The following is a 16607-nucleotide window of genomic DNA, read 5'->3' as shown; positions in this document are numbered from 1 at the left end:
TGCCGAAGGAGGAGACGGCGGCGCGGCGCGGCCGGTCCAGCTCGGGCCAGGCCTGCTCGTCGGCGAGCAGCGAGACCGCGCCCGCGGACCAGTCGACGTGCGGCGACGGGTCGGCGGCGTGCAGGGTGCGGGGCAGGATCCCGGCCTGGAGGGCCAGGACCATCTTGATGACGCCGCCGACACCCGCGGCCTGCTGGGTGTGGCCGATGTTGGACTTCAACGACCCGAGCCACAACGGCTGTTCGGCCGTGTGCTCCTGCCCGTACGTCGCAAGCAGCGCCTGCGCCTCGATCGGATCACCCAGCTTGGTACCCGTGCCGTGCGCCTCCACCGCGTCCACGTCCGACGCGCTCAGACCGGCGTTCGCGAGAGCCTGACGGATGACCCGCTCCTGCGAAGGACCGTTCGGCGCGGCCAGGCCGTTGCTCGCGCCGTCCTGGTTGATGGCCGAGCCGCGCAGCACGGCGAGCACGGGGTGCCCGTTCTTGCGGGCGTCGGAGAGCCGCTCCAGGACGAGCATGCCGACGCCCTCGCCCCAGCCCGTGCCGTCCGCATCCGCGGAGAACGCCTTGCACCGGCCGTCGGGGGAAAGTCCCTGCTGGCGGCTGAACTCGACGAACATGCCGGGCGTCGCCATGACGGTCGCGCCGCCCGCGAGGGCGAGCGAGCACTCGCCCTGGCGCAGTGCCTGCGCCGCGAGGTGCAGGGCGACCAGGGAGGAGGAGCAGGCCGTGTCGATGGTCACGGCGGGGCCTTCGAAGCCGAGCGAGTACGCGATGCGGCCCGAGGCCACACTGGTCGTGCTGCCGGTGAGCAGATAGCCCTCGTAGCCGTCGGCCGGCTCGTGCAGGCGCGGCCCGTAGTCCTGGGCGGTGGCGCCGACGAAGACGCCGGTGTCGCTGCCGTGCAGGGCGGTCGGGTCGATGCCCGCCCGCTCCAGCGCCTCCCACGACGTCTCCAGGAGCAGCCGCTGCTGCGGGTCCATCGCGGCCGCCTCGCGGGGGCTGATGCCGAAGAACTCCGCGTCGAAGCCGCCCACGTCGTGCAGGAAGCCGCCGTCGCGCGTGTAGATCTTGCCGCTGCGGCCGCGCTCGGGGTCGTAGAGCCCCTCGACGTCCCAGCCGCGGTCGGTGGGCAGTCCGCCGATCGCGTCGACGCCGTCGGCGACGATCCGCCAGAGGTCCTCGGGCGTCTCCACGCCGCCGGGGAAGCGGCAGCCCATGGCGACGACGGCGAGCGGCTCGTCGGCCGCCGCGCGGCGCACGGGCACCGCGACGGCCGCGGAGTCGCCCGCGCCGGGCAGGAGTTCGCGGACGATGTGGCGGGCGAGGACCAGCGGGGTGGGGTGGTCGTAGACGGCGGAGGCGGGCAGGGCGAGGCCGGTGTCGGCCACGAGGAGGTCCCTGAGCTCGACGGAGGTCAGGGAGTTGTGGCCGATCTCCTTGAAGGAGAGGGTCGGTTCGATGGTCTCGTCGGGTCCGTATCCGAGGATGCCGCCGGTGTGCCGGACGACCAGGCCGAGCACGAGTTCCTCGCGCTGCCGCTCGGAGAGCCCGCGCAGACGTGCCGCGAGGCCGGTGTCGTCGAGGTCCTCGGCGTCCTCGGTCTCGGTCGCCGCCGCCGTCGGGCCCCCGGTGAGGCCCCGGGTGGCCGCGGGCGCGTCGATCCAGTGGCGCTTGCGCTGGAACGCGTAGGTGGGCAGGGCGACGCGCCGGTCCCGGCCGGTGCCGTGCAGGGGGCTCCAGTCGACGTCGGCGCCGCCCGCGTGGGCGGCGGCGAGAGCGCGCAGGGCCGTGCGGGGCTCGTCGTAGCGCCGGTTGAGCAGGGCGGTGACGACGGCGGGGTCCTCGGTGCCGAGGCCGGCGACGGTGTCCTGGACCATGGCCGTCAGGACGGGGTCGGGGCCCAGCTCCAGGAAGGTGGTGACGGACTGCTCGCGCAGCGCCCGTACGCCGTCGTGGAAGCGGACTCCGGCACGGATGTGACCCGCCCAGTACTCCCCCGACGTCAGCTCGCCCTCGGCCGCGATCCGGCCGCTGACGTTCGACACGACGGGGATCGACGGCTCGTGGTACGTCACCGTCTCCGCGACCCGAAGGAACTCCTCCAGGACGCCGTCCATGTGCGGCGAGTGGAAGGCGTGGCTGACCCGCAGCTCCTTGGTCTTCACACCCCGCTCGGCGAACCGCGCCGCGACCTCGCGCACCGCGTCCGCGTCACCGGAGACGACCACCGCGCGGGGGCCGTTGACGGCGGCGAGGCTCACCCGTCCTTCGTGGGCGGCCAGTTCGGGCAGGACCTCCGACTCGGGCGCGGCGACGGCGGCCATGGCGCCGCCTTCGGGGGCCCGGTCCATCAGCCTGCCGCGCGCGACGACGAGCACCGCGGCGTCCGCGAGGGAGAACACCCCGGCGACGTGCGCCGCCGCGAGTTCGCCGACGGAGTGGCCGATGAGCAGGTCGGGGGTGACCCCGAAGGACTCCACGAGGCGGTGGAGCGCGACCTCGACGGCGAACAGGGCGGGCTGGGTGAAGGCGGTGCGGTGCAGCAGCTCCTCCTCCGCGCTTCCCTCCGCCGCGAACACCAGCTCGCGCAGCGACCGGCCGAGCAGCGGGTCGAACGCCGCGCACACCTCGTCGAAGGCCGCCGCGAACACCGGGAACGCCTCGTACAACTCGCGTCCCATGCCCGGGCGTTGGCTGCCCTGGCCGGTGAAGAGGAAGGCGGTGCGTCCTTCGGTGGCCGTGCCGCGCACGACGTCCCGCGTGCTCTCGCCGCGGGCCAGCGCGGCGAGGCCGTCGAGGAGTTCGGCGCGGTCCTCGCCGAGCACGACCGCGCGCCGGTCGAAGGCGGTGCGGGAGGTGGCGAGCGACAGGGCGACGTCGGCGGGGTCGAGCCCGGGCCGCTCCTCGGTGAAGGCCCGCAGGCGCGCGGCCTGGTCGCGCAGGGCGCGGTCGGTGCGGGCGGAGAGCACCCACGGGAGCAGCGGCTGCCGTACGGGCTCGGGGCCGCCGTCGGAGGTCTCCGCGGCCCGCGCCGTACGGTTCGGCGCCTCGGCGATGACGACGTGGCAGTTGGTGCCGCCCATGCCGAACGAGGAGACACCGGCGACGAGGCGCTCGTCGGGGTGCGGCCACGGGGTGTGCTCGGTCTGCACCCGCAGGCCGAGGTCGTCGAGGGGGATGTCCGGGTGGGGCGTCTCGAAGTTGAGCGCGGGCGGGATCTCCCGGTGGCCGACGGCGAGCGCCGCCTTGATGAGGGCGACGATGCCCGCGGCGCCCTCCAGGTGGCCGACGTTGGTCTTGGCGGAGCCGACGAGCAGCGGGTCGCCCGGCGCGCGGGTCCCGGCGAAGACCGCGCCGAGCGCGGCCGCCTCGACGGGGTCGCCCGCCTTGGTGCCGGTGCCGTGCAGCTCCACGTAGCCGACCTCGGCCGGGGTGACGCCCGCGTGTTCGTGGGCGAGGCGGATGACGGCTTCCTGCGCGGACCGGTCGGGGACGGTGAGGCCGCGGCCACCGCCGTCGTTGTTGACGGCGCCGCCGAGGATGACGGAGAGGATGTCGTCGCCGTCGGCCTCGGCGTCCGCGAGGCGCTTGAGGACGACGATGCCGCCGCCTTCGCCGCGTACGTAGCCGTTGGCGCGCGCGTCGAAGGTGTAGCTGCGGCTGTCCGGCGAGAGGCCGCCGAACTTGGTCACCGAGACGCTGCTCTCCGGCGCCAGGATGAGGTTGACGCCGCCCGCGATGGCGAGCGTCGACTCGCCCTTGCGCAGGCTCTCGCACGCCTGGTGGACGGCGACGAGGGCCGAGGACTGGCCGGTGTCGACGACGAGGCTCGGGCCGCGCAGGCCCAGCTGGTAGGAGACGCGGTTGGCGATGATGCCGCGGTGCAGGCCCGTGGAGGTGAACGGGCCGATCGCGGCGGCGCCCGCCCGGTGGAGCAGCGTCGCGTAGTCGTCGAGCATGGCGCCCGCGAAGACGCCGGTGCGGGTGCCGCGCAGGTCGCCGGGCAGGATGCCGGCGTTCTCCAGTGCCTCCCAGGCGAGTTCGAGGACGAGGCGCTGCTGCGGGTCCATGGCGGCGGCCTCGCGCGGTGCGATGCCGAAGAAGCGGGCGTCGAAGCCGTCGACGCGGTCGAGGAATCCGGCCTGGCGGGCGTGCGTGGTGCCGGGGGCCGTGGGGTCCGGGTCGTAGAACTCGGCGGCGTCCCAGCGGTCTTCGGGGATGTCGCGCAGGGCGTGCTCGCCGTTGCGCAGGAGCTGCCAGAACGCGTCCGGGTCGGGTGAGCCGGGCAGACGGCACGCCAGGCCGACGATCGCGATGGCGTGGGAGTCGTGCGACTTCTTGCTGGTGGTCATGAAACCTCTCACCCTCACTGCGGGAGCCCGCCGAGTTCCGAGTCGATGAATGCGAAGATCTCCGAGGCCGCGGCCCCCCGGATCCGGGAGGCGACGTCTTCTTGATCGTTGTCTTGGTCGGTGCCGCCCGCGTCCCGCACCGGCACGGACCACTCCGTCAGGAGCTGCCGCAGCCGGGTGCTCACCGTCCTGCGGTAGGCCTCGTCGTCGGCCGCGTGGTCGGGTCCAGCGGCCGCCAACGCGGCCTCCAGGCGGTCGAGTTCGGCGAGCACGGGGTCGGCCGCGGTCTGCTCGGCGGGCGCCGCGGACGCCAGCAGGAAGTCGACGACCGCCGCGGGGTTCGGGTGGTCGAAGACGAGGGTGGCGGGGAGCTGGAGGCCGGTGGACGCGTTGAGCCGGTTGCGGAGTTCGACCGCGGTGAGCGAGTCGAAGCCGACCTCCTTGAAGGGGCGTTCCGGCTCGACGCGGCCGGGGTCCCCGTGGCCGAGCACCGCGGCCACGGTCGTCCGGACCAGGTCGAGCACGGCGGTGCCGCGCGCCTCCGCGTCGAGTCCCGCGAGCCGCTCGGCGAGCGAGGCGCCCAGGGTGCCGGTGGCGCCGGGGGCGGGGGCACGCCGGGCCGGGGCCCTGACGATGCCGCGCAGGACGGGCGCGAGGGCTCCGGCGGCCGCCTGCGAGCGCAGGCCCGCGGGGTCGAAGCGTGCGGCGAGCACGGCGGGTTCACCGGCCGTGAGCGCCGCGTCGAACAGGGCGAGGCCGGTGTCGCCGTCGAGCGGCAGCAGACCGCCGCGCCCGGCACGGGCCAGGTTCGCGCCGTCCAGGGAGGTGGCGAGGCCCGCACCGCCCTCGGTGCCGTCCTGCTCGCCCCACAGGCCCCAGGCCAGGGACGTGGCGGGCAGGCCGAGGGTGTGCCGGTGCTGGGCCAGGGCGTCCAGGAGGACGTTGGCGGCGGCGTAGTTGGCCTGGCCCGCGTTGCCGACGGTGCCGGCCAGCGAGGAGAACAGGACGAACGCCGCCAGGTCCGCGTCGCGGGTGAGTTCGTGCAGATGGAGCGCGCCGTCGGCCTTGGGCCGCCACACCGTCTCGAACCGGTCGGTGTCGAGGGCCTGCACGATGCCGTCGTCGAGGACGGCGGCGCTGTGCACGACGGCGGTGAGCGGGTGTGCGGCGGGGATGTCCGCGAGGAGCGCGGCCACGGCGTCGCGGTCGGCGACGTCGCAGGCGGCGACCTCGGCCCGGGCGCCCAGCGCGGCGAGTTCGGCGACGATCTCGTCGGCGCCGGCCGCCGCGGGCCCCCTGCGGCTGGTGAGCAGCAGGTTCCGGACGCCGTGCGCGGTCACCAGGTGGCGGGCGAGCAGCACGCCGAGCGTGCCGGTGCCGCCGGTGATGAGCACGGTGCCGTCCGGGTCGAGCGGCTTCGCGGCGCCCGCGGCCGGTGCCTCTGCCGCGCCGGGGACGTACGACTCCCCCGCCCTCAGGGCGAGTTCGGGCTCGCGGGCGGCCAGGGCGGCGGGCAGCGCACGGTCCGAGGTCTCCGTGCCGTCGGTGTCGACGAGCAGCACACGGCCCGGGTTCTCCGAGCGGACGGTGCGCAGGAAGCCCCAGACGGCGGCCGGCGCCGGGTCGACGACGGTGTCGCCGGGGACGAGCACCGCGCCACGGGTGACCACGGCGAGCGTGCTCTCGGCGAGCCGCTCGTCGGCCAGCCAGGCGTGCACCAGGGCGAGTTGACGGTACGTCTGCTCGCGGGCCCGATCGGTGACGGCGGCCGCGGGGTCGCCGTCGGGGGCGGCCGGGACCTCCACCACGATCAGGCCGGGGGCGGCCGTACGTCCCTCCGCGACGGCCCCGCCGAGGGCCGCGATGTCCGGGTACGTGCCGTCGGCCGCGGCGTCCCCTATGAACACCGTGCCGGACGTCGACTCCGGTGCCTCGGCCGGGAGTTCGGCCTGCTGCCACCGCACCACGCGCAGGGGCACGCGGTCGGTGCCGCGGGCGGCGATCCGGGCCGGGTCGATGGCGCGCAGGGTCAGCGCGCCGACCTCCCCGACCGGTGTCCCGGTCTCGTCGGCCAGGGTCAGCCGCGCGGTCTCCTCGCCCGTGCGGGAGAGGGCGACGCGCAGGGCGCGCGGGGCGCTCTCGCCGTGCCGGGTGACCGAGCTCCAGGAGAACGGGATGCGCAACGGCACCGTGCCGTCGCCCGCTTCGGCCTCCGCGAGCGCGGTGACGAGCAGCGGGTGCAGGGCCGCGTCCAGGAGGGCGGGGTGCAGGGCGTGCCCGGCCGGGTCGGTGTCCTCGGCAAGGGCGATCTCGGCGTACAGGGTGTCGCCGTCGCGCCACAGCCGCTGGAGTCCCTGGAAGACGGGTCCGTACTCGTATCCGAGGGCGGCGAGACGCTCGTACACCTCGCCCAGGGAGACCGGGGCGGCGCCCGGCGGCGGCCAGGCGGCCGCGGGTTCGGGAGCCGTTGCGGGCGCGGCGGCGAGGATGCCGGTGGCGTGCCGGACCCAGGGGCCCGGCTCGTCGCCCGGGGTTTCGGTCCTGGCGTGCACGGCCAGCGTCCTGCGCCCCGCGGCGTCGGCCGCCGCCACACCGACCTGGAGCTGCACACCGCCGTGCGCGGGCACCACGAGGGGCTCGTGCACGGTGAGGTCCTCGACGGCGTCCAGGCCGACCTGGTCGCCCGCGTGGAGGGCGAGGTCGACGAAGGCGGTGCCGGGCAGCAGCACGGTGCCGGTCACCGCGTGGTCGGCCAGCCAGGGCTGACCCCGCAGGGAGAGGCGGCCGGTCAGCAGCAGACCGTCGTCCCCGGCCAGCGTCACCGCCGCACCCAGGAAGGCATGCCCTGCCGCGGTCAGACCCGCCGCCGTCACGTCGCCCACGGGGGCGGTGGACTCCAGCCAGTAGTGGCTGCGCTGGAAGGGATAGGTGGGCAGCTGCACCGGGCGTACCCCGGCGAACGTGTCCGCCCAGTCGACATCGGCGCCATGGGCGTACGCCTGGCCGACCGAGGTCAGGAACCGCTCCAGGCCGCCCTCGTCACGGCGCAGCGAGGGAACGACATGCGCCCCGGTCTCGCCCGCCGCTTCGAAGGTTTCCTGGAGGCCGATGGCCAGGACGGGGTGGGGACTTGATTCCACGAAGATGCGGTGGCCGTCCGCGAGCAGGGCCCGGGTGGTCTTCTCGAACTCGACCGTCGTACGCAGGTTCCGGAACCAGTACTCAGCGTCCAGGCCCGCCGTGTCCAACGGCTCACCCGTCACCGTCGAATAGAACGTCACATCCGAAGACTTCGGAGAGATCCGCCCCAGGAGCCGGAGGACGTCCTCCCGGATCCGGTCCACATGCGCCGAATGCGAGGCGTAATCCACCGGAATCCGGCGCGCCCGCACCTCCTCCGCCGCAAACACCTCCATCAACTCGTCCAACGCCGCGGCCGAACCCGACACCACCGTCGACGACGGCCCATTCACCGCCGCGACCCCAACGTCCTCACTCCACCGACCGATCCGCGCACGGACCTCATCGGCAGGCAACGCCACCGACACCATCCCCCCCAGACCCGCAAGCGCCGTGATCGCCTGACTCCGCAACGCCACCACCCGCGCGCCATCCACCAGACTCAACGCACCCGCCACCACCGCGGCCGCGATCTCACCCTGCGAATGACCCACCACCGCATCGGGCTCCACACCGCGCGAGCGCCACAGCGCCGCAAGCGACACCATCACCGCCCACAACGCGGGCTGCACCACATCCACCCGCTCCAACGCGACCGGATCATCCAGCACCGCCAGCAGATCCCACTCCACGAACTCCGACAGCGCCTCCGCGCACTCCTCCAACCGCTCACGGAACACCGGCGACACCGCACTCAACTCCCGCGCCATGCCCACCCACTGCGAACCCTGACCCGGGAACACGAACACCGACTTCCCACCGGAAGCGACAGCAGGTGCCTCGGTCCCATCGGCGATCACCGCGAGCGCTTCGAGCAGCCGGTCGTGGTCGGGACCGACCACGACGGCGCGGTGCTCGAAGGCGGCACGCGTGCCGACCAACGCGGCACCCACACCCGCCAGATCGATCTCCGGCCGCGCCTCCACATGCGCGAACAACCGCTCCGCCTGGGCGCGCACACCCTCCGCGCTCTTCGCGGACAGCACCCACGGCACCACGGAAGGACCGGAAGCGGACGGGGGCTCCGGTGCGAGCGGTGCCTCTTCGAGGACCACATGCGCGTTGGTGCCGCTGAGGCCGAAGGACGAGACGGCCGCTCGGCGCACGCGCACGTCGCTGCGGCTCCACGGCCGGGACTCGTTGAGGAGCCGCACCTCGCCGTCGCCCCAGTCCACGTGCGGGGTCGCCTCTTCGGCGTGCAGGGTGCGCGGCAGTTCCTCGTGGTTCAGGGCGAGCACCAGCTTGATGACGCCGCCGACACCGGCCGCCGCGAGGGTGTGGCCGATGTTGGACTTCAACGAGCCGAGCCACAACGGCTGTTCGGCCGTGTGCTCCTGCCCGTACGTGGCGAGCAGCGCCTGCGCCTCGATCGGGTCACCCAGCTTGGTGCCCGTGCCGTGCGCCTCCACCGCGTCCACGTCCGACGCGCTCAGACCGGCGTTCGCGAGGGCCTGGCGGATGACCCGCTCCTGGGAGGGGCCGTTGGGTGCCGTGAGGCCGTTGCTCGCGCCGTCCTGGTTGACGGCGGAGCCGCGCAGCACGGCGAGGACGGGGTGCCCGTTCTTGCGGGCGTCGGAGAGCCGCTCCAGGACGAGCATGCCGACGCCCTCGCCCCAGCCCGTGCCGTCCGCATCCGCGGAGAACGCCTTGCACCGGCCGTCGGGAGCGAGCCCGCGCTGACGGCTGAACTCCACGAAGTTGGCCGCTCCCGCCATGATCGTGGCGCCGCCGGTGAGGGCCAGCGAGCACTCGCCCTGACGGAGCGCCTGCGCCGCGAGGTGCAGGGCGACCAGGGACGACGAGCACGCCGTGTCCACGGTCACCGCGGGACCCTCGAAGCCCAGGGAGTACGCGATGCGGCCCGAGGCCACACTCGTGGTGTTGCCGCTGGAGAGATAGCCCTCCAGGCCCTCGGGGAGCTGGCCCAGGCGGGTCACGTAGTCGCCCGCGATGACTCCGGCGAAGACGCCGGTGTCGCTGCCGTGCAGGGTCGTCGGGTCGATGCCCGCCCGCTCCAGCGCCTCCCACGACGTCTCCAGGAGCAGCCGCTGCTGCGGGTCCATGGCAAGCGCCTCGCGGGCGTTGATGCCGAAGAAGTCCGCGTCGAAGCCGCCGACGTCGTCGATGAAGCCGCCGTGCCGGGTGTACGAGGTGCCGCTGACCTCCGGGTCGGGGTTGTACAGCGCGTCGAGGTCCCAGCCGCGGTCCGTGGGGAACGTGCCGATGGTGTCGACGCCGCCCGCCAGGATCCGCCACAGCTCTTCGGGGGTGGCGACGCCGCCCGGGAAGCGGCAGGCCATCGCCACGACGGCGACGGCGGCGGTGTCCATGTCCTCGCCCTGTCCACCCGCCGTGCTCGGGCGGGCCGCGCGCGGGGCGGCGGGTCCTGTCGTGCCGCCGAGCAGTTCGTCGCGGAGCTTGTCGGCGAGGGCCGCCGGTGACGGGTGGTCGAAGACCAGGGTGGCGGGCAGCCGGAGCCCGGTGGCGGCGACGACGCGGTTGCGCAGCTCGACGGCGGCGAGCGAGTCGAAGCCCAGCTCCTTGAAGGCGCGCCGCGGGTCGAGCGTGTCGCGGCCGCGGCCGAGGACCGCGGCCACCTCGGTGCGCACGAGATCGAGGAGGAACGCGTCGCGCTCCTCGCCGGGCAGCGCGTGCAGCCGGTCGGCGAGCGAGGACGCGCCGGACGCGGCGCGGGCCACCGTCTTGCGGGGGCGGCCGCGGACCAGGCCGCCGAGTGCGAGCGGGAGTTCGCCGGAGTCGGCGAGGGAGCGCAGCACCGTGCCGTCGACGCGGACGGGCACGAGGTCGGCCCGGTCGTGGCCGAGGGCGGCGTCGAGGGCGGCGAGGCCCTGCTCCGCGGTGAGGGCGACGACGCCCGTCGCGGCGATCCTGCGCCGCTCGGCGGGGGTGAGGCCGCCCGCCATGCCGTCGGGCAGGTCCCACAGGGACCAGGCGAGCGAGGTGCCCGCGAGGCCGAGGGCGCGACGGTGCCTGGCGAGCGCGTCGAGGTAGGCGTTGGCCGCGCCGTAACTCGCCTGACCGGGGTTGCCGAGCGTGCCGGCGACGGACGAGTAGAGCACGAACTCCGCGAGGTCCAGGTGGCGGGTGAGCTCGTGCAGATGCAGGGCCGCGTCCGCCTTGGGGCGCAGTACGCCGCTGATCCGCTCGGGGGTGAGATCGGCGAGGAGTCCGTCGTCGAGGGTGCCCGCGGTGTGGAACACGGCGGTCAGCGGGTGCGCGGCCGGGATGCCCGCGAGGAGCGCGGCGACGGCGTCCCGGTCGGCGACGTCGCAGGCCGCCCAGGTCACCTCGGCGCCGAGCGCGGCGAGTTCGGCGGTGAGCGCCTCGGTGCCGGGTGCGTCGGCGCCGCGCCGGGCGGCGAGGAGCAGGTGCTTGGCGCCGCGTTCGCCCGCCAGGTGACGGGCGGTCAGGGCGGCGAGGGCGCCGGTGCCGCCGGTGATGAGGACGGTGCCTTCGGGGTCGGGCGCGGCGGGCAGGGTCAGCACGACCTTGCCGGTGTGCCGCCCCTGGCCAAGTCGGCGGAACGCCTCACGGGCGTGCCGGATGTCCCAGGCCGCGTACGGCAGCGGGGTCAGCGATCCGTCGTCGAAGCGGGCGCGGAGTTCGGCGAGAATCTCCTGGATGCGGTCGGGGCCCGCCTCGCCGAGGTCGAAGGCGCGGTAGTCGACGCCCGGGTGGTCGGCGGCCACCTGTGCGGGGTCGCGGACGTCCGCCTTGCCCATCTCCAGGAAGGCGCCGCCGCGGGGCAGCAGCCGCAGCGACGCGTCGACGAACTCCCCTGCCAGGGAGTCGAGTACGACGTCGACGCCGCGTCCGCCGGTGGCGTCCAGGAGCCGCTGCTCGAACTCCAGGGTGCGCGATCCCGCGAGGTGCGCGTCGTCGAAGCCCTGGGCGCGCAGGGTGTCCCACTTGCCCGCGCTCGCGGTGCCGTAGACCTCGGCGCCCAGGCCGCGGGCGATCTGTACGGCGGCCATGCCGACGCCGCCCGCGGCCGCGTGCACGAGGACGGACTGGCCGGACCGCAGCCCGCCGAGGTCCACCAGGCCGTAGTACGCGGTGAGGAAGACGATGGAGGTGGCGGCGGCCTGCGCGTACGTCCAGCCTTCGGGGATGCCGACGAGGGTGCGGTGGTCGGTGCGGGCGACGGGGCCCGCGCCGTCCGTGAACAGGCCCATCACGCGGTCGCCGGGGGCGAAGCCGGTGACGCCGGGGCCGCATTCCAGGATCACGCCCGCGCCCTCGCCGCCGATCGGGGCGCGGCCCGGGTAGCTGCCGAGCGCGATGAGGACGTCGCGGAAGTTGACGCCCACGGCGTGCACCTGGACCCGGACCTCTCCGGCGGCCAGCGGTGCGGTGGCGTCCGGGGCGGGCACCAGGGCGACGTTCTCCAGGGTGCCGCTGCCGGTGGTGCCGAGCCGCCAGGTGCCGGGGCCCGCGGGCGGCGTGAGCGCCTCGGGCGATGCGGCCCTGGTCAGCCGTGCGGTGTACACGGCGCCCTGGCGTACGGCGAGTTGGGGCTCCGCCGATGCGAGGGCGGTGCGCACCGCGTCACGGGTGGGGCCGCCGATCTCCGGGTCCGCGGTCAGGGCCTGCGCGAAGTCCGGGTCGAGGTCGAGCAGGGTGACCCGGCCCGGGCGTTCGGCCTGGGCGGAGCGGACCAGACCGGTCAGCGCCGCCGCGGCCAGGTCGCCGGGGGCCTCGCCGGGTACGACGGCGACGGCGCCCTCGGTCACCACGACGAGGCGCGCGGCGGCGAACCGTTCGTCGGCGAACCAGTCGTTCAGGGTGCGCAGCAGCTCGGCGGTCGCGGTGTGCGGCGCCGCCAGCGGGTCCGCGCCCTCGGGGGTGCGGTGCGTCCAGAAGACGGTGGCGGGCACGTCGTCCGCGAGGGCGGCGAGACCGCTGTGCACGGCGGGGTCGCCGAGCGCGGCGGCCAGGGCGGGGCCGTGGTCGCCGATGAGGACGGCGGTGCCCGCTGCGGTGTCCGTGTCGGCCATGGCCGTCAGGGGCGTCCAGCCGAGCCGGTGCAGCGCGTCGGTGCCCGGCGCGGGCGCGGTGGCGAGCTGGTCGGCGGCGACCGGGCGCAGGGCGAGCGCGGCCACGGAGGCGACCGGGGCTCCCGTGGTGTCGACGACGTCGATGGCGACGCCGTCGGAGTCGTCCGAACCGCCGTGGTCCGAGGCGCCGTTCGGGGTGAGGCGGACCCGGACGGTGGTGGCCCCGGTGGCGTGCAGCGTGATGCCGCTCCAGGCGAAGGGGATCCGCAGCGGCAGGGTGCCGCCCGCCGCGTCGGCCTCGGCGAGCGCGGTGACGAGCAGCGGGTGCAGGGACGCGTCGAGCAGCGCGGGGTGCAGGGCGTGCCCGGTCGGGTCGGTGCCTTCGGGCAGGGCGATCTCGGCGTGCAGGGTGCCGTCGGCGGCGCGCCACAGTTCGCGCAGGCCCTGGAAGACGGGTCCGTAGGCGTAGCCCTGGGCGGCCAGGCGCTCGTACACCTCGTCGAGGGCGAGCCGTTCGGCGTCACGGGGCGGCCAGACGGCGGCGTCCGCGGCGGGCTCCGCGCCGTCGTCGGCGGCGGCGAGGGTGCCCGTGGCGTGCCGGGTCCAGGGGTCGGGATCCGTGTCGGGTCCCTCGGGTTCGGGCCTCGCGTGGATGAGCAGGCCGCGCCGCCCCTGGTCGTCGGGGGCGCCGACGGTCACCTGGAGCTGGACCGCGCCGCCGGTGAAGGCCAGCGGGGCCTCGATGGTGAGGTCCTCGACGGTGCCGAGTCCGGTGCGGTCGGCGGCGGAGAGCGCCAGGTCGACGAAGGCGGTGCCGGGCAGCAGGACCGTGCCGGCCACGGCGTGGTCGGCGAGCCAGGAGAGCCCGGTCGGCGAGAGCCGCCCGGACAGGACCAGCTGGCCGCTGTCGGCGAGGTCCACGGACGCGCCGAGGAGGGGATGTCCGGGGGCGGCGAGTCCGGCGGCCGCGATGTTGGCGCTGCCGGTGCCGGTCAGCCAGAAGCTGTCGCGCTGGAAGGCGTACGTCGGCAGGTCGGCGGCGGGCACGCCGGGTCCTTCGGGCAGGAAGGCGCCCCATGCGGCGTGGTGGCCGTGGACGTGCAGCCCGGCGAGGAGGCCGAGCAGGGTGGGCGCCTCGGGCCTGCCCTTGCGCAGGGGGGCCACGAACACGGCGGACTCCGGGTCGCCGACGGCCTGCCTGGCGAGCGCGGTGAGGACGGGGCCGGGGCCGAGCTCGACGTAGCCGGTGACGCCGGACGCGTCCAGGGCGCGCACTCCGTCGAGGAAGCGGACGGGCTTGCGGATGTGCTGGACCCAGTACTCGGGGTCGGTGAGTTCGCCGGGGGCGGCGGGCGCGCCGGTGACGTCGGAGATCACCGTGAGCGTCGGCTCGCGGTAGGTCAGGCCCGCGGCGACGCGCCGGAACTCGTCGAGGACGGGCTCCATGTGCGCCGAGTGGAAGGCGTGGCTGACCTGGAGCCTGCTGGTCTTGCGGCCGAGCGCGCGGAAGTGCTCGGCGACCGCTTCGACCGCGTCGGCGTCGCCCGAAAGAACGGTGGAGTCGGGGCTGTTGAGGGCGGCGATGCCCGCGCCCGGGTGCCCGGCGAGCGCCGCGACGACCTCGTCCTCGGCCGCCTGTACGGCGATCATGGCGCCGCCGGTGCGCGCGGACTGCATGAGGCGGCCGCGCGCGGCGACCAGCGTGCTCGCGTCGGCGAGGTCGAGGACGCCCGCGACATGGGCGGCGGCGAGGCCGCCGATGGAGTGGCCGAGCACCGCGTCGGGGGCGACGCCGTGCGCCGCCAGGAGGCGGAACAGCGCGACCTGGAGCGCGAAGAGCGCCGCCTGGGTGTACTCGGTGCGGTCGAGGAGCGCGGCCTCCTCCGTGCCCTCGTCGGCGAACAGCAACGCGCGCAGCGGGCGCGGCAGATGGGTGTCGAGCCGGTCGCAGACCTCGTCGAGCGCGGCGGCGAACACGGGGAACGCCTCGTACAGCTCGCGGCCCGCGCCGGGGCGCTGGCTGCCCTGTCCCGTGAACAGGAAGGCGGTGCGGCCCGGCTCCTCGTCGGCGCGTCCGGTGACGGCGCCGGATCCGGTGCGCCCGGCCGCCAGCTCGTCGAGCGCGGCGACGAGTTCGGCGCGGTCGCGGCCGAAGGCCACCGCGCGGTGCTCCAGGGCGGTGCGCGAGCGCACGAGCCCGCGCCCAACCGCCCCCAGGTCGACCCCGGGCTCCCGCTCGACGAACTCCAGCAGCCGCGCGGCCTGTTGAGCGAGAGCGGCGGCGCTCTTCGCGGAGAGGGGCAGGGGGGTGGCGGGGGCGGGGGCACCCTCAGGGGCGGGGGCACCCTCAGGGGCGGGGGAGGTACCGGTCGCGGCGGCGGTGGCGCTGGTCGCGGCGGTGGCGCTGGTCGCGCCAGTGGTGCCGACCGCACCAGCGGTGCCGGTCACGCCAGCGGTGCCGGTCACACCAGCAGCGCCGGTCACGCCAGCGGTGCCGGTCACACCAGCAGCGCCGGTCACACCAGCAGCGCCGGTCACACCAGCAGCGCCGGTCACGCCAGCGGTGCCGACCGCACCAGCAGCGCCGGTCGCGGCAGCGGTGCCGGTCGCGCCGGTCACGGCACCCCCTCCCCCGCCGGCCGCCTCCGCGGGCGCCTCCGCGGGCGCCTCCTCGATCACCACGTGCGCGTTGGTGCCGCTGATGCCGAAGGAGGAGACCGCGGCGCGGCGCGGGCGCTCCGGGTCGGGCTCCCAGGGCCGGGGCTCCGTCAGAAGCCGGACGGAGCCGTCGCTCCAGTCGACGTGCGGCGTGGGCTCGTCGATGTGCAGGGTCCGCGGCAGCTCGCCGTGCCGCAGCGCCATCGCGATCTTGATGACGCTGCCGACTCCGGCGGCGGCCTGGGTGTGGCCGACGTTGGACTTCAACGAGCCGAGCCACAGGGGCTGTTCGGCCGGGCGACGGCTGCCGTACGCGGCGATCAGCGCCTGCGCCTCGATGGGGTCGCCCAGCTTGGTGCCGGTGCCGTGGCCCTCGACCGCGTCGATGTCCTCGGGGCGCAGGCCCGCGTCGGCGAGCGCCTGGCGGATGACCCGCTCCTGGGAGGGGCCGTTGGGCGCGGTGAGGCCGTTGCTCGCGCCGTCCTGGTTGACGGCGGTGCCCTTGATCACGGCGAGGACGGGGTGGCCGTTCTTGCGGGCGTCGGAGAGCCGCTCGACGAGCAGCAGACCGGCGCCCTCGGCGAATCCGGTGCCGTCGGCGCCGCCCGCGAAGGCCCGGCAGCGGCCGTCGGGCGAGAGCCCGCGCTGGCGGCTGAACTCCACGAAGAGCCGGGGCGCGGCCATCACGGTCACGCCGCCCGCGAGCGCCATGGAGCACTCGCCCTTGCGCAGCGCCTGCACGGCGAGGTGCAGGGCGACCAGGGACGAGGAGCAGGCGGTGTCGACGGTCACGGCGGGGCCTTCGAGGCCGAGCGTGTAGGCGATCCGCCCGGAGGCGACGCTGGTGACGAGTCCCGCGCCGAGGTAGCCCTCGACCTCGGCGGGCACCTCGGGCATCGGCGGCGCGTAGTCCTGGGCGATGGCGCCGACGAATACGCCGCTGTCGCTGCCGCGCAGCGTAGCGGGGTCGATGCCCGCGCGCTCCAGGGTCTCCCAGGCGACTTCGAGGAGGATCCGCTGCTGCGGGTCCATGGCAAGCGCCTCGCGGGGGCTGATCTCGAAGAAGTCCGCGTCGAACCGGTCGGCGTCGTAGAGGAATCCGCCGTGCCGCGACGAGGTCGTGCCCGGTGCCTCCGGGTCGGGGTCGTAGAGCCCCTCGACGTCCCAGCCGCGGTTGGCGGGGAACTCGCCGATCCCGTCGACGCCGTCGGCGACCAGGCGCCACAGCTCGTCGGGCGAGGCGACACCACCGGGGTAGCGGCAGCCGGCCGCGACGATGGCGATCGGCTCGTGCTCCCGGGCCTCGGCCTCGCGCAGACGCTGCCGGGTCTGGTGAAGGTCCGTCGTCACCCGCTTGAGATAGTCGCGGAGCTTCTCCTCGTTCGACATGCAGA

2 protein-coding genes are annotated in these 16607 nt (G+C 75.3%); both read right to left on the bottom strand.

Annotation, left to right across the window (positions count from 1 at the left end; translation table 11 throughout):
• A partial coding sequence (locus ACFWZ2_RS25020; protein WP_384549192.1) for a type I polyketide synthase occupies positions 1 to 4357 on the bottom strand: 4357 nt, incomplete at its 3' end.
• A gap of 14 nt (positions 4358 to 4371) precedes the next feature.
• The gene (locus tag ACFWZ2_RS25015) at positions 4372 to 16563 is read right to left on the bottom strand and encodes an SDR family NAD(P)-dependent oxidoreductase (protein WP_384549200.1); all 12192 of its coding nucleotides are present in this window, start codon (positions 16561 to 16563) and stop codon (positions 4372 to 4374) included.
• Positions 16564 to 16607: the final 44 nt, after the last annotated feature.

The organism is Streptomyces sp. NPDC059002 (assembly GCF_042740435.1).
Lineage (GTDB): Bacteria > Actinomycetota > Actinomycetes > Streptomycetales > Streptomycetaceae > Streptomyces.
This window is presented reverse-complemented; position numbering and strand designations above follow the sequence as displayed.